General features: G+C 71.0%; 16 protein-coding genes. 3 read left to right on the forward strand and 13 right to left on the reverse strand.

Translation table 11 applies throughout. The features are described 5' to 3' along the window. Position 1 precedes the first annotated feature (1 nt). The 13 genes from nuoH to mqnC all read right to left on the reverse strand — a co-directional run bounded on the left by nuoH (position 2) and on the right by mqnC (position 14,851). Positions 2 to 1,357, reverse strand: coding sequence for an NADH-quinone oxidoreductase subunit NuoH (gene nuoH / locus AB0C17_RS09950; protein ID WP_357386918.1), 1,356 nt, complete (start codon positions 1,355 to 1,357; stop codon positions 2 to 4). After that, positions 1,354 to 3,795 (reverse strand): NADH-quinone oxidoreductase subunit G, encoded by a 2,442-nt coding sequence (locus tag AB0C17_RS09955; RefSeq protein ID WP_357477944.1) that lies wholly within the window; start codon positions 3,793 to 3,795, stop codon positions 1,354 to 1,356. The genes nuoH and AB0C17_RS09955 overlap by 4 nt, the downstream gene beginning before the upstream one ends. Beyond that, a complete protein-coding gene (gene nuoF / locus AB0C17_RS09960; protein ID WP_357386914.1) occupies positions 3,795 to 5,111 on the reverse strand; it encodes an NADH-quinone oxidoreductase subunit NuoF in 1,317 nt (438 codons plus the stop codon). The genes AB0C17_RS09955 and nuoF overlap by 1 nt, the downstream gene beginning before the upstream one ends. Further along, the gene (gene nuoE, locus AB0C17_RS09965) at positions 5,108 to 6,241 is read right to left on the reverse strand and encodes an NADH-quinone oxidoreductase subunit NuoE (protein ID WP_357477946.1); all 1,134 of its coding nucleotides are present in this window, start codon (positions 6,239 to 6,241) and stop codon (positions 5,108 to 5,110) included. The genes nuoF and nuoE overlap by 4 nt, the downstream gene beginning before the upstream one ends. Further along, positions 6,238 to 7,563: an NADH-quinone oxidoreductase subunit D gene (locus tag AB0C17_RS09970; protein ID WP_357386911.1), complete on the reverse strand. Its 1,326-nt coding sequence runs from the start codon at positions 7,561 to 7,563 to the stop codon at positions 6,238 to 6,240. Before AB0C17_RS09970 ends, nuoE begins: the two co-directional genes overlap by 4 nt. Continuing rightward, positions 7,560 to 8,288, reverse strand: coding sequence for an NADH-quinone oxidoreductase subunit C (locus AB0C17_RS09975; protein ID WP_357386909.1), 729 nt, complete (start codon positions 8,286 to 8,288; stop codon positions 7,560 to 7,562). The genes AB0C17_RS09970 and AB0C17_RS09975 overlap by 4 nt, the downstream gene beginning before the upstream one ends. Next, entirely contained in the window at positions 8,285 to 8,965 is a 681-nt protein-coding gene (locus AB0C17_RS09980; RefSeq protein ID WP_013283602.1) for an NADH-quinone oxidoreductase subunit B, read from the reverse strand. The genes AB0C17_RS09975 and AB0C17_RS09980 overlap by 4 nt, the downstream gene beginning before the upstream one ends. 11 nt (positions 8,966 to 8,976) lie before the next feature. Further along, positions 8,977 to 9,342, reverse strand: a complete 366-nt coding sequence (locus AB0C17_RS09985; protein WP_013283601.1) for an NADH-quinone oxidoreductase subunit A — start codon at positions 9,340 to 9,342, stop codon at positions 8,977 to 8,979. Positions 9,343 to 9,461: 119 nt separating this feature from the next. Beyond that, complete coding sequence (locus AB0C17_RS09990) at positions 9,462 to 10,736, reverse strand: geranylgeranyl reductase family protein (RefSeq protein WP_357477949.1); 1,275 nt, start codon at positions 10,734 to 10,736, stop codon at positions 9,462 to 9,464. Between the two features lie 134 nt (positions 10,737 to 10,870). Beyond that, a complete protein-coding gene (locus AB0C17_RS09995) occupies positions 10,871 to 11,089 on the reverse strand; it encodes a hypothetical protein (protein WP_357386904.1) in 219 nt (72 codons plus the stop codon). Between the two features lie 73 nt (positions 11,090 to 11,162). Next, positions 11,163 to 11,873 carry a demethylmenaquinone methyltransferase gene (locus AB0C17_RS10000; RefSeq protein ID WP_357386902.1) on the reverse strand — a complete coding sequence of 237 codons (711 nt, stop codon included), beginning with the start codon at positions 11,871 to 11,873 and terminating at the stop codon, positions 11,163 to 11,165. Between the two features lie 97 nt (positions 11,874 to 11,970). Then, entirely contained in the window at positions 11,971 to 13,236 is a 1,266-nt protein-coding gene (locus AB0C17_RS10005) for a cell wall anchor protein (RefSeq protein WP_357477953.1), read from the reverse strand. A gap of 424 nt (positions 13,237 to 13,660) precedes the next feature. Then, the gene (gene mqnC / locus AB0C17_RS10010; protein ID WP_357477956.1) at positions 13,661 to 14,851 is read right to left on the reverse strand and encodes a cyclic dehypoxanthinyl futalosine synthase; all 1,191 of its coding nucleotides are present in this window, start codon (positions 14,849 to 14,851) and stop codon (positions 13,661 to 13,663) included. 179 nt (positions 14,852 to 15,030) lie between these two features. Between mqnC and AB0C17_RS10015 the strand changes: the two genes are divergently transcribed. From AB0C17_RS10015 to AB0C17_RS10025, 3 genes are all read left to right on the forward strand, one after another. After that, on the forward strand, positions 15,031 to 15,426 hold the full coding sequence (locus AB0C17_RS10015) for a hypothetical protein (protein WP_120572083.1): 396 nt from the start codon (positions 15,031 to 15,033) through the stop codon (positions 15,424 to 15,426). Between the two features lie 34 nt (positions 15,427 to 15,460). Then, the gene (locus AB0C17_RS10020; RefSeq protein WP_357477959.1) at positions 15,461 to 15,988 is read left to right on the forward strand and encodes a hypothetical protein; all 528 of its coding nucleotides are present in this window, start codon (positions 15,461 to 15,463) and stop codon (positions 15,986 to 15,988) included. 155 nt (positions 15,989 to 16,143) lie between these two features. Further along, the gene (locus AB0C17_RS10025) at positions 16,144 to 16,794 is read left to right on the forward strand and encodes a hypothetical protein (RefSeq protein WP_357477962.1); all 651 of its coding nucleotides are present in this window, start codon (positions 16,144 to 16,146) and stop codon (positions 16,792 to 16,794) included.

Below are 16,794 nucleotides of genomic sequence, written 5' to 3' on the forward strand. Positions count from 1 at the left end.
GTCACACCTCCCTGGAGTCCGGGCCGGCGACGACGTTGGCCGGCTCCCGCTCGGCGAGCACGCGCTTGGTACGCGGGCTCGGCGGAACCTGAAGATCCATCGGCGGCAGCGGGAAGCTGCCGTACGGCCGGGTGTCCGCCTGCTCCTGGAGCGACGGCTTCGGCTCCTTCTTCCGCGACGGCCAGAAGAGCGTGATCAGCAGCAGCACGCCCGCGCCGACGGCGGTGACGAGCAGCCGGTCCCGGGTCTGCCAGTCCTCGATCGAGCGCAGCCCGGCGAGCACCATGATCCAGACCAGGTTCAGCGGCAGCAGCACCTTCCAGCCGAAGCGCATGAACTGGTCGTACCGGAGCCGCGGCAGCGTGCCGCGCAGCCAGACGAAGACGAACACCAGCATGATGACCTTGCCGAAGAACCACAGCATCGGCCACCAGCCCTCGTTGGCGCCCGACCAGATCGTGATCGGCCACGGCGCGTGCCAGCCGCCGAGGAAGAGCGTCACGGTGAACGCCGACATGGTCACCATCGCGACGTACTCGCTGAGCATGAACAGCGCGAACTTCAGCGAGCTGTACTCGGTCTGGAAACCGGCCACCAGCTCCGACTCCGCCTCGGGCAGGTCGAACGGCGCCCGGTTCGTCTCACCGACGATGGCGATGAAGAACATGATGAAGCTGGGCAGCAGCAGGATCGCGTACCAGCCCGGTGCGGCGAGGTCGAAGCCGCCGATGCTCAGCCGGGTGCCGTCGCCCTGCGCGGCGACGATCCCGCTCGTCGACATGGTGCCGGCGGTCATGAAGACCGCGACCACGCTCAGGCCCATGGTGACCTCGTACGAGACCAGCTGGGCCGCCGAGCGCAGGCCGCCGAGCAGCGGGTACGTGGAGCCACTGGCCCAGCCGCCGAGCACGATGCCGTACACGGCGAGCGAGGAGAAGGCCAGCACCACGAGCACCGCCACCGACACGTCGGTGACCTGCAGCGGCGTCCGGTGCCCGAAGATGCTCACCATCGGCCCGAACGGGATCACCGACAGCGCGGTGACCGCGCAGACCACCGAGATCACCGGAGCGAAGAAGTAGACGACCTTGTCGGCCTTGCGCGGGAGGATGTCCTCCTTGAAGGCCAGCTTCACGCCGTCGGCGAGCGTCTGGAGCAGACCGAACGGGCCGGCCTGGTTGGGGCCGGGCCGCACCGCCATGCGGCCCACGACCCGGCGCTCGAACCAGACGCCGAGCAGCGTGGCCGCCACGGCGACGACGAACGCGAACAGGATCTTGCCGAGGACCAGCCACCACGGGTCCTTGCCGAAGTCGGCAAGCGTCGGGTCCTGCGCCGCGAGGATGACGGGGTTCACTGCACCCACCTTTCGTTCCCGCCTGCGGAGACGCTCACCACGTCGCCGGACGTCGCGCCGAGGCCGCGCCGCACGGTGGAGCCGGGTGAGTTGGTCGGCAGCCAGACGACGCCGTCGGGCATCTCGGTGATCGCCGCCGGCAGCGTGATCGCGCCGCGGTCGGTCCCCACCGTGACCGGGTCACCGTCGGCCACGCCCAGCGCCTCGGCGGTGCCCTTGCCCAGCCGGACCACCGGCGGGCGGGCGGTGCCGGCGAGGTGCTCGTCGCCGTCGGTGAGGCTGCCCAGGTCGATCAACTGGTGCCAGGTCGCGAGCACCGCCTCGCCCGGTCCGGGCTCGCGCACGGCGGCCGGCTCGACCGAGGGCGCCGACGGCCGCTCGATCCGGGTGCGCGGCAGCGCGCCCAGCTCGCGCCGGATGCTCGGCACGTCGCCGGTGCCCAGCCGCACGTCGAGCTGCGCGGCGAGCGCGTCGAGGATGCGGGCGTCGGTCATCGCGCCGGTGTCCAGCACCTTCTCGAACGTGCGCAGCCGGCCCTCCCAGTCCAGGAAGCTGCCGGCCTTCTCGACCACGGGCGCGACCGGCAGGACCACGTCGGCCCGGCGGGACACCGCGCTCATCCGCAGTTCCAGGCTGACCAGGAACGGCACCGCGTCCAGTGCGGACTCGGCCAGGCGCGGATCGGCCAGGTCGGCCGGGTCGACGCCGGCCACCACCAGGGCGCCGATCTGGCCGTTCGCGGCGGCGGTGAGGATGCCGTCGGTGTCGCGGCCGGCCTGGCTCGGGATCACCCCGGCCGGGATGTCCCACGCCTCGCCCAGCTCCGCGCGCGCGGCCGGCTCGGTGACCACACGGCCGCCGGGGAGCAGGTTGGGCAGGCAGCCCGCGTCGACAGCGCCGCGGTCACCCGCGCGCCGCGGCACCCAGACCAGCCGGGCACCGGTACGCCGGGCGACGTCCGCCGCCGCCGACAGCCCGCCCGGCACCTCGGCCAGGCGCTCGCCGACGATCAGGATCGCGCCGGGCCTCCCCAGCGCCTCGGCCACAGTGGCGTGCTCGGCCAGCACGCCGGCCTCCTCGCCGGGCACCACGCGGGCCAGCTTCGCCCCGAGCTTCTCCAGGCCCCGGGTGGCGAACGGCGCGATCGCGTACACGGTGAGCTTCTTCTTCAGGTACGCCTTGCGCAGCCGCAGGAAGAGGATCGGGCACTCCTCCTCCGGCTCCAGGCCGACGAGCACCACCGCGGGCGCGTTCTCCACGTCCGTGTAGGTCACGTCGGTGACCCCGGCGACGCTGCTGGCCAGGAAGTCGGCCTCCTCGCGGGAGACCGGGCGGGCCCGGAAGTCGATGTCGTTGGTGTGCAGCGCGATACGGGCGAACTTCGCGTACGCGTAGGCGTCCTCGACGGTGAGGCGGCCGCCGGTCAGCACCGCCGTGCCGGTCGCGCCGTCGCGGGCCGCGCGCAGCCCCTCGGCGGCCCGGGTCAGCGCCTCGCTCCAGGACGCCTCGCGCAGCTCACCGGTCTTCTCGTCGCGCACCAACGGCGTGCTGATCCGGTCGAACGCGCGGGTGTACTGGAAGCCCCAGCGGCCCTTGTCGCAGTTCCACTCCTCGTTCACCGCCGGGTCGTCGCCGGCCAGCCGGCGCAGCACCTTGCCACGCCGCCAGTCGGTGCGCTGGGCGCAGCCGGCCGAGCAGTGCTCGCAGACGCTGGGCGTGGAGACCAGGTCGAACGGGCGGGCCCGGAACCGGTACTGGGCGCCGGTCAGCGCGCCCACCGGGCAGATCTGCACGGTGTTGCCGGAGAAGTACGAGTTGAACGGGACGTCACCGGCGTCGCCGTCCTCGCCGTACTCCTCGTCCCGGTAGATGTTGATCTCCTCGTGCGAGGAGCGTCCCATCAGGTCGATGAACTTGTCGCCGGCGATCTCCTCGGAGAACCGGGTGCACCGCTGGCAGAGCACGCAACGCTCGCGGTCGAGCAGCACCTGGGTGCTGATCGGCAGCGGCTTCGGGTACTCCCGCTTGTGCTCGTGGAACCGCGAGTCGGTCCGGCCGGTGGACATCGCCTGGTTCTGCAGCGGGCACTCGCCGCCCTTGTCGCACATCGGGCAGTCCAGGGGGTGGTTGAGGAGCAGCAGCTCCATCACCCCCTCCTGGGCCTTCTTGGCGACCGGGGAGGTGAGCTGCGTCCGCACCACCATGCCGTCGGCGACGGTCTGGGTGCAGGAGGCGACCGGCTTGCGCTGGCCCTCCACCTCCACCAGGCACTGCCGGCAGGCGCCGGCCGGGGCCAGCAGCGGGTGGTCGCAGAAGCGCGGGATCTCGGTGCCGAGCTGCTCGGCGACGCGGATCAGCAGCGCACCCTTGGGCGCGGTGACCTCGACGCCGTCGATGGTCAGCGTGACGGTCTCGGTCTGCTTGGCTACGTCGGTCATCAGTGAGCTCCAACCAGCTGCTTGTCGGAGAGCTTCGGAGCGGTACGTCCCTCGATGTAGTCGAGGTAGTCCTGCTTGAAGTACTTCAGCGACGAGGTGACCGAGCTGGTCGCGCCGTCACCCAGACCGCAGAACGAACGGCCGAGGATGTTGTCGCAGGTGTCGAGCAGGGTGTCCAGGTCCTCGTGGGTGCCCTGGCCGGCCAGGATGCGCCGGTAGACCCGGACCATCCAGTAGTTGCCCTCCCGGCACGGGGTGCACTTGCCGCACGACTCGTGGTGGTAGAACTCCAGCCACCGGTAGGTCGCGTACACCGGGCAGTCCTGGTCGGAGAAGATCTGCGTGGCGGTGGTGCCCAGGATCGAACCGGCGCCCGCCACCCCCTCGAAGTCCAGCGGCACGTCCAGGTGCTCGGCGGTCAGCAGCGGCGTCGACGAGCCACCCGGGGTCCAGAACTTCAGGTTGTGCCCGGGCTTCATGCCGCCGGCCAGCTCGATCAGCTCGCGCAGCGTGATGCCCATCGAGCACTCGTACTGGCCCGGGTTGGCGATCCGGCCGGACAGCGAGTAGATCATCGGGCCGGACGACTTCTCCGTGCCCATCGTCTTCCACCAGTCCGCGCCACCGAGCACGATGTACGGCACGCTGGCGATGGTGCCGACGTTGTTGACCACCGTCGGGCTGGCGTACAGGCCGTGGGTCGCCGGGAACGGCGGGCGCAGCCGGGGCTGGCCCCGGAAGCCCTCCAGCGAGTCCAGCAGCGCGGTCTCCTCACCGCAGATGTACGCCCCGGCGCCCGAGTGCACCACCAGGTCCAGGTCGAAGCCCGAGCCGAGGACGTTCCGGCCGAGGTAACCCTTGGCGTACGCCTCGGCGACCGCGCTACGCAGCCGCCGGGCGGCGTGCACCGCCTCACCACGGATGTAGATGTACGCCCGGTTGGCCCGGATCGCGTACGAGGCGATGATGACGCCCTCGACCAGCGAGTGCGGGTCGTAGGTCATCAGCGGCAGGTCCTTGCAGGTGCCCGGCTCGCCCTCGTCGGCGTTCACCACCAGGTAGTGCGGCTTGCCGTCGCCCTGCGGGATGAAACCCCACTTGAGACCGGTCGGGAAGCCCGCGCCGCCCCGGCCGCGCAGCCCGGAGTCCTTGATCAGCTGGATCAGGTCGTCCGGGTGCGCCTTGAGCGCCTTGCGCAGGGCGGCGTAGCCGTCCAGCTTCTCGTAGGTGCCGAGCCGCCAGGCGTCCGGCGACAGCCAGCGCTTGGTGAGCACCGGCGTGAGCTTGGCCAGCGTCTCCGGCCGAGGAGTGGTCACTTGCGGACCCCCGATCCGTTCGCGTCCGCCGGGTCGGCGCCGCCCGCGCCCGTACCGGATTCCGCTTCCTTGAGGTTGCGCTCCTGCGCGCCGGCCGCGTCGCCGGCGGGCTTGCCGTCGCCGGCCGGCGGGTTCGCCGCCGCGCCGGCCGCCTCCGCCGCCTGCGCGTCGCGCGACGCCGGGGCCGGGCCGTCCACCGGGACCTTGGTGCCGGGCGCGTCCGGCACCGCGGTGCCCGCGTCCGGCTGCCGGGTCTCGGCGGTACGCACCTGCGGCGACTTGTCGTCCGGGGCCTTCACGTCCGGCGCGGTGCTGCCGGTGGCCGCCTCCGGCTCGGCCGCCTCACCCGCGCCCGAGTTGCCGGCGGGTGCCAACTTGACCGGCTCGGGCGCCGGGGCCGGCTTCTCGGCCTCCGCCTTCGCCTCGGCGGCGGCCCGGTCGGCCTCGGCCTTGCTGCGGATCGGCGTCTTCGGGTCGAAGCCCGGCACCGAGACGCCGTGCTGCTCGGCCAGGCGCAGACCGCGCAGGCTCGGCTCGCCCGGCCCGCCGTCGGCCACCGCGCCCTCGCGCTCGTCGGCGAAACCGGCGAGCTGGACGGCCATCTCCTTGAGCGTGCACAGCCGCGCGCCCCGGGTGGGCATCGGACGGCCACCGGCGCGCAGCTCCTCGACCACGTCGAGCGCGGCCTGCGGCTCCACGTTGTCGAAGAAGTCGTAGTTGACGGTCATGACCGGGCCGTAGTCGCACGCCGCCAGGCACTCGGCGTGCTCCAGGGTGATCTTCCCGTCGGCGGTGGTCTCCTCGTGCCCGACGCCGAGGTGCTCGGCCAGGGTGTCGTAGACCTTCTGCCCGCCGAGCACGTCGCACATGGTGTTGGTGCAGACGCTGACCAGGTAGTCACCGGTGGGCTTGCGCTTGTACATGGTGTAGAAGGTGGCGACGGCGCCGACCTGGGCCTTGTTGAGCCCGAGCACCTCCGCGCAGAACTCGACACCGGCCGGGGAGACGTAGCCCTCCTCCGACTGGACCAGGTGCAGCAGCGGCAGCAGCGCCGAGCGGGACCGGTCCGCCGGGTACCGGGCGATGATCTCCCGCGCCCGGAGCCGGGTCTCTTCAGTGAACGTGCTCATCGGTCACAACCACCCATCACGGGGTCCAGCGAGGCGCCGCCGGCGATCACGTCGGCGATCAGGCCGCCCTCGGCCATCGCCGGGAGGGCCTGGAGGTTGACGAAGCTCGGCTCCCGGTAGTGCACCCGGTAGGGCCGGGTGCCGCCGTCGGACACCGCGTGCACGCCCAGCTCGCCGCGGGGCGACTCGATGCCGACGTACACCTGGCCCGGCGGAACCCGGAAGCCCTCGGTGACGAGCTTGAAGTGGTGGATCAGCGATTCCATCGACTGACCCATGATCTTGGCGACGTGCTCCAGCGAGTTGCCCATGCCGTCCACGCCGATGGCGAGCTGCGCCGGCCAGGCGATCTTCTTGTCGGAGACCATCACCGGGCCGGGCTTCAGGCGGTCCAGCGCCTGCTCGATCAGCTTCAGCGACTCGCGGATCTCGGCCACCCGGACCAGGTAGCGGCCCCACACGTCACCGTCGGTGTGGGTCGGCACGTCGAACTCGTACGTCTCGTAACCGCAGTACGGCATGGTCTTGCGCAGGTCCCAGGCGAGGCCGGCGCTGCGCAGCACCGGGCCGGTGACGCCGAGCGCCATGCAGGCGGTCACGTCGAGCACCGCCACCTGCTGCGTGCGCTCCAGCCAGATCGGCTGGCCGGAGAGCAGGTTCTCGTACTCCTTGAGCCGCTTCGGCATCAGCGTCAGGAAGTCGCGGATCTTGCGGATCGCGTCGTCCGGCACGTCCTGCGCGACACCGCCCGGCCGCACGTACGCGTGGTTCATCCGCAGGCCGGTGATGGTCTCGAAGATGTCGAGGACGTACTCCCGCTCGCGGAAGCCGTACAGCATCATGTTGATCGCGCCCAGCTCCATGGCGGTGGTCGCCAGCCAGACCAGGTGCGACGAGACGCGGTTGAGCTCCATCATCAGCACGCGGATGGTGGTGGCCCGCTCGGTGATGTCGTCGGTGATGCCGAGCAGCTTCTCCACCGCGAGCGCGTACGCCGTCTCGTTGAACAGCGGCGAGAGGTAGTCCATCCGGGTCACGAACGTCGAGCCCTGGACCCAGTTGCGGTATTCCAGGTTCTTCTCGATGCCGGTGTGCAGGTAGCCGACGACCGAGCGGGCCTCGCGGACCGTCTCGCCCTCCAGCTCCAGGACCAGCCGGAGCACGCCGTGGGTGGACGGGTGCTGCGGACCCATGTTGACGACGATCCGCTCGTCGTTGATCGGGTCCGTGCCGGAGACGACCTCGTCCCAGTCCCCGCCGGTGACGGTGAAGACCTTGCCCTCGGTCGTCTCGCGCTCGGTCGCGTAGTTCGACGTGGTCATTGGTACGACCTCCTACGGTCCGGCGGGGGGATCTCCGCACCCTTGTACTCGACGGGGACGCCGCCCAGCGGGTAGTCCTTGCGCTGCGGGTGGCCCTCCCAGTCGTCCGGCATGAGGATCCGGGTCAGGTTGGGGTGGCCGTCGAAGACGACGCCGAACATGTCGTACGCCTCCCGCTCCTGCCAGTCGGCGGTCGGGTAGACGGCGGTGACGCTCGGGACGTGCGGGTCCTCGGCGGAGACCGCCACCTCCAGCCGGACCATGCGGCGGTAGGTCATCGAGGTCAGCTGGTAGACCACGTGCAGGCGGCGCTCCGCACCCAGGTAGTCCACACCGGACACCGAGGAGAGCAGCTCGAAGCGCAGCGCGAGGTCGTCGCGCATCACCTGGCAGACCTCGGCGATCCGCTCCGGGCGGACGTGCAGGGTCAGCTCACCCCGGTCGACCACGACCTTCTCGATCGCGTCGCCGAAGTCGGGATACGCCTCCTCCAGCGCGTCCCGCACCTCGTCGAAGTAGCTGCCGTACGGCCGGGTCGCCTCCTCGATCGGCTTGCGCTGGCGGACCAGGCCGCCGTAGCCGGAGACGTCGCCGGTGCCCTGGTTGCCGAACATGCCCCGGCCGGCCGGGCTGGCCGGCGGGTACTCGGCCGGTGCGGTGGAGCTGGCGCCGACCGGGGTGGTGGGTACCGGCACCCCGCCGTCGTTGGTCTTGTCGTTGCTCATTTCGGGCCCCTATGCGACGCCTGAAGGTGGTTCTGCGCCTTCATCCAGTTCTCGATCCGCAGCTGCTCCTCACGCCCCTCGCGGACCGCCTTCGTCCACTCGGCACGGCGGGCCTTGTCGCTGCGGTACGACGAGGGCATCGAGCCGTACGGCACCACCGGCACGTCGCCGCGCGCCTGGCGGGCCTCAAGCATCTTGCGGCCGTTCGGGCCCAGCGGCTCGTGCATGATCTTCTCGCGCAGCTTGAGCACCGCGTCGATGAGCATCTCCGGCCGGGGCGGGCAGCCGGGGAGGTACATGTCGACCGGTACGACGTGGTCGACGCCCTGCACGATGGCGTAGTTGTTGAACATGCCGCCGCTGCTGGCGCAGACGCCCATCGAGATGACCCAGCGGGGCTCGGCCATCTGGTCGTAGATCTGGCGCAGGACCGGGGCCATCTTCTGGCTCACCCGGCCGGCCACGATCATCAGGTCCGCCTGGCGGGGCGAGGCGCGGAAGACCTCCATGCCCCAGCGGCCCATGTCGTAGTGCGGGCCGCCCGCCGCCATCATCTCGATGGCGCAGCAGGCCAGACCGAACGTGGCGCCCCAGACCGAGGTCTTCCGCGTCCAGTTGACCAGCTTCTCGACGCTGGTGAGCAGGACGCCGGAGGGGAGTTTCTCCTCGATGCCCATCTGCTACCTCCTCAGTCCCAGTCCAGGCCGCCGCGCCGCCAGACATAGGCGTAGGCGACGAAGACCGCGACGATGAACAGGACCATCTCCACGAAGCCGAAGATCGGCAGGGCGTCGAAGGAGACCGCCCAGGGGTAGAGGAAGATGATCTCGATGTCGAAGACGATGAAGAGCATCGCCGTCAGGTAGAACTTGATCGGGAACCGGCCGCCGCCGACCGGCTGCGGGCTCGGCTCGATGCCACACTCGTACGCCTCGAGCTTGGCCTTGTTCAGACGCCGCGGGCCGGCGAGTCGGGCAGCGGCCACGGAGAACAGCGCGAACGCCGCAGCGAGGGCGAACAGCCCGATGATGGGTGCGTAAGGAGAGAGCGTCATCGTTGTCCCCTGCTCGTCCTTCCCTGACCTCGGTGGTTGGCCAAAATCACACTATTCACGTCCCTGAGACCTCGGTCGTCGGGGGGTCGATCTCTGTCCGGCTCGTGGTCGGTGGTCTCCTACACGGCCGGGGCCACCTTCGTCATCGCGTTGATGACCCGGTCCATCGCGTCCCCGCCGCGCGGGTCGGTCAGGTTGGCCAGCAGCTTGAGCACGAACCGCATGAGCATCGGGTGCGGCATGCCGTGCTTGGTCGCCATCCGCATGATCTCGGGGCGGCCGATGAGCTTCACGAAGACGCCGCCGAGCCGGTAGTAGCCGCCGAAGCGGGCCTTCAGCTCCTGCGGGTACGCCATCAGCGCCCGCTCGCGCTCCGCGCCGGCCGGGCGGGCCAGCGCCTGCACCAGGACCTCCGCGGCCATCTCGCCCGACTCCATCGCGTACGCGATGCCCTCGCCGTTGAACGGGTTGACCATGCCGCCGGAGTCACCGACAAGCAGCACGCCGCGGGTGTAGTGCGGGACCCGGTTGAAGCCCATCGGCAGCGCGGCGCCGAGGGTCGGACCCTCCGCGTTGGACTCGTCGGTCATCCCCCAGTCCTCGGGGGTGTTCGCGAGCCAGTCGGTGAGCAGCTTGCGGTAGTTCGTCTTGCCGAACGCCGAGGAGGAGTTGAGCACACCCAGGCCGACGTTCACCCGGCCGTCGCCGAGGCCGAAGATCCAGCCGTAGCCGGGCAGCAACGCGTCGCTGCCCTTGGCCCGAAGCTCCAGCCAGGACTCCAGGTAGTCGTCGTCGTGCTTGGCGGGCGAGCGGTAGTAGCGGCGGACCGCCACGCCGATCGGGCGGTCCTCCCGCTTGGCCAGCCCGAGGGCGAGCGGGAAGCGGCCGGAGACGCCGTCGGCGGCGACCACGAGCGGCGCGTGGAAGGTGGCCGGTTCCTTGTCCGGGCCGACCTCGGCCTGCACGCCGATCACCCGGTCGTCGGCGTCGAGCACCGGCCCGAGGACGTTGACGCTGGTGCGCAGCTTCGCCCCGGCGGCGACCGCCCGCTGGGCGAGCAGGTCGTCGAAGTCGAGCCGGGTCCGCACGAGGCCGTAGTTGGGGAAGCTGGCCAGGTCGGGCCAGTCCAGCTCCAGGCGTACCCCGCCGCCGATCACCCGCAGGCCCTTGTTGTGCAGCCAGCCGGCCTCGGGCGAGGTGTCCACGCCCATCCGGATCAACTGCCGTACGGCGCGGGGCGTGAGCCCGTCGCCGCAGACCTTCTCCCGGGGAAACTCCGTCTTCTCCAGCAGCAGCACGCGTACGCCGTGCCGCGCCAGGTGGTACGCCGTGGCCGATCCTCCGGGACCGGCGCCCACGACGATGACGTCGGCGTCGTTCTCCACCGCGGTCATCCGCGCCTCCTCCCGCATGCTCGTGAAATGCTTCACAAGCCGATCCGGATGGAGTCTATGACCGGCGTTACACCAGTACGCGCTGAGGGGGGCCTAACTTGGCGGAAACGCGCCGGTAAGAGCGTCGAGAGCGGTCACGGACGGGCCTGCGCGGCCGGTCCCAGCCCGGCGTCGAGGCGGATCGCGTCGGGCAGGTGGTCGCGCAACGCGCCGCCGGCGGCCCGGTCCAGCGCGGCGAGCACCTCGGCGACGACCTGGCGGACATCGGCGGGATCCGCGCCGGCCAGCTCGCGGAGCTGCGCGATCAGCTCGGCGGCGTCGTCGTCGGTGGCGGCCTGGTCTGGTCCCGTCATGGAGGCGAGCCTACGGGACAAAGTAGACCAGAATCGGATATTTACGAAATGGGTGGTCAGTGCGGCCGGACTGTCAGTTTCGGACTGCCCGGTGCAGCGCCACGACGCCGCCGGTCAGGTTGCGCCACGCCACCCGGCCCCAGCCGGCCGCCGCGATCCGCCCGGCCAGCGCCGCCTGGTCCGGCCAGGCCCGGATCGACTCGGCCAGGTAGACGTAGGCGTCCGGGTTGCTCGACACGGCGCGGGCCACCGCCGGCAAGGACCGCATCAGGTACGACAGGTAGACGGTGCGGAACGCCGGGTTGACCGGCGTGCTGAACTCGCAGACCACCAGCCGCCCGCCCGGCCGGGTCACCCGGGCCAGCTCGGCCAGCGCCGCGTCGGTGTCGTTGACGTTGCGCAGCGCGAAGGAGATGGTCACCGCGTCGAAGCTGGCGTCGGCGAACGGCAACCGCAGCGCGTCCCCGGCCAGCAGCGGCACCGACGGACGCGTGCGCTTGCCGGCGTGCAGCATGCCCAGCGACAGGTCGGCGCCGACCGCGTACGCCCCGGAGTGGGCCAGCTCCTCGGTCGACACACCGGTGCCCGCGCCCACGTCCAGCACCCGCTCGCCCGGCCGCAGCCCGAGCGCCGCCCGGGTGGCCCGCCGCCAGGACCGGTCCTGCCCGAAGGAGAGCACTGTGTTCGTCAGGTCGTAGCGGGCCGCGACACCGTCGAACATCGCGGCGACCTCGTGCGGCTGCTTGTCCAGGCTGGCGCGCTGGCCCTGCGGGGTACGGCTCACCCCTCCACTCTGCCAGCCGCGCGCCGCCCGCCTCCGCCCGGGTACGCGGCAGGGCGGGGTGGTCGCCCACCCCGCCCTGCCGTCATCGCCGCTCCGGTCAGTCGCCGGCGCGCTCCTCGTCCGGAGTGACCAGGACCACCTTGCGGCGGCGGGACAGCATCATCAGCGCCGCACCGGCCACGAGCACCGCCGCGCCGGTCCCGCCGATCAGGCCGATCTGCATACCGGTCACCGGCAGGCCACCGTCACCGGTGCCGCCACCCGTGCCACCACCCGCGGTCGGGGTCGGCACCGCCGTCGCGCCGCCGGTCGGCGTCGGCCCGGCGCTCGGCGACGAGGTCGGCTGGGCGGTCGGCGACGGGCTCGGGGTCGGGCTCGACGGCGGGCTCTGGTCGACGAAGACGTCGAACAGCGCGGTGTTGTCACCGTCGTCGGTCTCCGCGAACGCCCGCCGCTGCGCCGAGCTGGCGACGCGCGGCTCCTCCTCGGCCGCACCGGCGGCACCGTCGAGGCCCTTGGCCCAGACGATCCCGGGCCGGAGCAGCTTCTCGGTCACATCCGCGCCGACAGTCACCCGGACGTCGGCGGTGTAGTACTGGCCCGGCTTGAGGACCGCGCCCGCGTCCTCGCAGTACGCGTTGAGGACACCGCCCAGGTTCTGCTCGACGCAGCCCTCGGGCAGCTTCGCGAAGGTGACTCCGGCCGGCAGGCCGATCCCGTACGCGATGCCGGTGGCACGCTTGCTGCCGTCGTTGAACACGGCCCAGTCCAGCGGCGCGGTCCCGCCCGGCCGGACCGGGCGCAGGCCCGGCTCGCCCGCGTCGTCGCCGTCGACCACCACGTCGGCGTACACGTCCTGCACCCAGGTGGTGAGGTCGTAGCCCGGCTCGGTGACGGTGATGTCGTGCTCGATCTCGTCCAGCACCCTGGTGCTCTCGCCCGCGCTGATCGCGACCGTGAGCGTGCCGGCCGCGCCCTTGCCGCCCTTGGCGAACAGCGGGATGCCGAAGTCCTCGGAGGTGCCGGCGGGCAGGTCACCGAGCAGGCAGGAGAAGGCGGTCCCCCGGATGTCGCAACCGGCCGGGACCAGCACGCCGACCTTGCCGGTCTTGAGGCCGTTCGTCTCGACGGTGACCCGGACGTCCTTCGCGTCCACGGTCCCGACGGTGTTGTTCACCTGGAACTTGAACGGCTTGGCCTTCGCCTCGCTGACGCCCTTGGCGAGGTGGTAGCTGAGCGGGATGAGCTGGAGGTCGGCCTCGTCGGCGGCCTGCGCCGGGCCGGCGAGCGCGCCGAGACCGGCGGTGGAGAGCAGGGCCACGACGCCGGCGCGGGCCAGCGTGGACCGGTAGCGGAAGGTCATTGTTCCCCCGGGGATAGGGAGGCGTGATCACGCCGAACGAACGGACGGTACCGGAGCGACGCGTCGTGACGCCAGGACCCGGAGGTGGGAATTCCCATCGATACCGGCAGACGGCAGGGGCGGGATGGTCACCCATCCCGCCCCTGCCGCGGTGCGTTATGTGAACGGCCCTCATGGGCCGATGGAGGACGACGGTCCCCGACGACGCCGCAAGCGTAATGGCGTCGCCGGCTCACCGGGCCGCGCTCGCCCGGGTCGCCGCCGACCTGTTACCTGCCTGCTCGCGGCCCGGATCGGTGGTGTCGCGCGGGCAGGCTAGCCGCCGGTGATCACGCGGGTGAAGACCCTGGGCCGAAGCTTCACCGGAAACGGGCGGACCTCCGGCCGCATGACGGACCCCGACCGGCCGAACGGCGGAACCGGGTCAGTTGACCTCGACCAGCGGCAGCGACTTCCCGGCCCCGCCGCCGGGCAGCGCGATCGACGAGAAGTGCGAGACCACGCGGTCGTCGCTCGGGTCGTCGGCGGGCGTGTGGTGCACCGCCAGCCGGTTGTAGAGCGTGTCCCGCTGGGCCGGGATCCGGTCGGCCGACCGGATCATGCCGATCAGCTCGTGCAGGTTGGACCGGTGCCGGGCACCGGCCGAGGAGATGACGTTCTCCTCCAGCATGATCGAGCCGAGGTCGTCCACGCCCATGTGCAGCGCGAGCTGCCCGACGTCCTTGCCGGTGGTCAGCCAGGACGCCTGGAGGTGCGGCACCGTCTCGAAGAACAGGCGGGCCACCGCGACCAGCCGCAGGTATTCCAGCGTCGTCGCCTGGGTGCGGCCCTTCAGGTGGTTGTTCTCCGGCTGGTACGTCCACGGGATGAAGGCCCGGAAGCCGCCGGTGCGGTCCTGCACGTCGCGGATCATCCGCAGGTGCTCGATGCGCTCGGCGTTCGTCTCGCCGGTGCCCATCATCATGGTGGCCGTCGACTCCAGGCCCTGCCGGTGCGCCAGCTCCATGACCTCAAGCCAGCGGGCGCCGGACTCCTTCAGCGGCGCGATCGCCTTCCGCGGCCGGTCCGGCAGCATCTCGGCGCCGGCGCCGGCGATCGAGTCCAGGCCGGCGGCCTTGATCCGGGCGATGGCCTCGTCCAGGCTCACGCCGGAGACCTTCGCCATGTGCAGGATCTCGCTCGGGCCGATCGAGTGGATGGCGAGCTGCGGGTACGCCTTCTTGACCGAGGAGAACAGCTCCTCGTAGTACTCGACGCCGTAGTCCGGGTGGTGCCCGCCCTGGAGCATGACCTGGGTGGCACCCAGCTCGACCGCCTCACCGCAGCGGCGCAGGATCTCCTCGGTCGGGTGGGTCCAGCCCTCCTTGTGCTTGGGGGCCCGGTAGAACGCGCAGAACTTGCACGCCGTCACGCAGACGTTCGTGTAGTTGATGTTGCGATCGATGAGGTAGGTGACGATGTTGTCCGGGTAGCGGCGCCGCCGTACCGCGTCGGCCGCCTCGCCCAGCGCGTGGAAGGGCGCGTCGGTGTAGAGCAGCAGCGCCTCCTCGGGCGCGATCCGCCCGCCGTCCGCGCCGCGTTGCAGGATGTCGTCGATCTCCCGGTTCGCCGTCACATCCCCGAGCGTACGTCGCGACCGGTGGATGCCGCCGTACTGGGCCCTCCGGTGTGAGCCGAACGCACTTCCCCAAAAATATCCTCAAGATCGAAATAAAACATCGTTGGTTCGTTGACAAGATGTTGAGCATCTCGCATCATCTTGTTCGACATCCATCGACGCATTGGGGGTGGGACGTGAGCGAGACGGACACCGCTCCAGGCATCGCGGCCCGGTGCCGAGCGGACGGAGGACTAACGGAAGCAACCCTCGGCGAGTTGCGGGACGAGTTGGGCTACCGCAAGCTCGGCCGCTGGGTCCTGGCCGAGATCGCCGACACGCTCAGGGCGACCGGCCTCGGTTTCTTCCCTCCCCACCGGCTCGACGCGGCGCTCAACACCGAGCCACGGCAGTCGCAGACGGTCTGGATCTACGTCCGGGACGGCGGCCCCCGAGCACGTGTGATCGATGCAATCCTTCAGCCGGACGACTGTGACGTCCGAGCGGAGCTGGACGTCATCGGCACCAAGAACCCCGCCGGCCTGACCGCCCGGCAGAAGCTCGACCGCATCAGGGAAATCGTCAACGCCTGACCGGGTCCGAGCAGCGACAGGAGAGCCTCGTCCCATGACCGCGCACGTCTTCGTCGACGAGACCAAGGAGCGAGGGCTACTCGTCGCCGCCGTGGTCATGCACCCGGCCGACCTGAACGCTGCACGCCGGTCGATTCGGGATCTCATCCTGCCCGGCCAACGCCGCATCCACTTCCACAAGGAGAGAGACGACCGGCGCCGTCAGATCATCGACGGGTTTCTCGCGCTCTCCGCGCACGCTGTCATCTTCGACGCGAAGGACCATCGCAACGCCCGGGTCGCTCGCGAAGCCTGCCTCGTCTCTCTGGTGGAGCACACGGCGAAGATCGGGGCTGCCCGCCTCGTCCTGGAACGCGACGACTCGACCTTCCAGCCCGATCAGCGCCTGCTCTTCGAGCAGGTCAGGAAGTGTGGGGTGGACGGAAGGCTGCGGTACGACCAGCTACGCGCCCACGAGGAGTGTCTGCTGGCCGTTCCCGACGCGTTGGCCTGGTGCTGGGCCAAAGGCGGGCGCTGGAAGGACTCCATCCGCCGCATGATCAGTGAGTCGCGACAGGTCTGACGAGGCGCAGACAGCGCGAGACCCGGCTCACCCACCGTCCGGAAGGCTGCCGGGTCCACTTCCACGGGGCTAGTGCCCCTGGCAGTTGAAGGTTACCGCTGTCCGAACCGTTCGGACAAGAAATGGACGTGGCAGGCCGCGTCTACGCTCTCGGCGTGTCAGTCGTATCGCCCTCACCCGCTCCCGTACGCGTGGCCGGTGCCCGCTCCGCCCTCTGGTCCCTCACCATGACCGCCGTGCTCGTCGGCTTCGGCCTCGCCGTGATCGCGGTCAGCGCGGTGGTCGGCCACCTCACCGTGGGACTGCCGATCGCCGTGCCGATCTCCGTCGCCCTGGCCGGCTGCCTCGCCTTCGCGGTCGGCCTGCGCCTGCTGCACCGGGGCTGGTGGCTGACCCTCCTGTCGGTGCTGCCGGCGCTGTTCGTGCTGGTGGGCACCGTGCAGCTCGCGCCGGAGTCGGTCCTCCGGGAGCGCGGCGTCGCCCAGCAGGTGACCATCACCGACGTGGAGACCGTCGGCAAGCGGCACGAGTTCGTCCTCCAGGGCGACACCGGCCGGCTCGACGAGCCGTTGGTCTACCGGGGCAGCTCCCCCGGCTACCGGGTCGGCCAGCGGCTGACGGTGGTCGTCGACCCTCGGGGCGAGGTGGATCTGGCCGACGAGCGGGACGTGGACCCGGACGGAAAGCGGGCCATGCTCGTGCTCGGTGCGGCGGGATGGACCCTGCTCACGCTGGTCGGCGGGTGGCGCGGCCACGTCAGCCGGGCCCGTGGCCGCGCCGCCACGGCACCGCCCGTGGTGTTCTGA

Source organism: Micromonospora sp. NPDC048887 (assembly GCF_040649715.1).
GTDB lineage: Bacteria > Actinomycetota > Actinomycetes > Mycobacteriales > Micromonosporaceae > Micromonospora.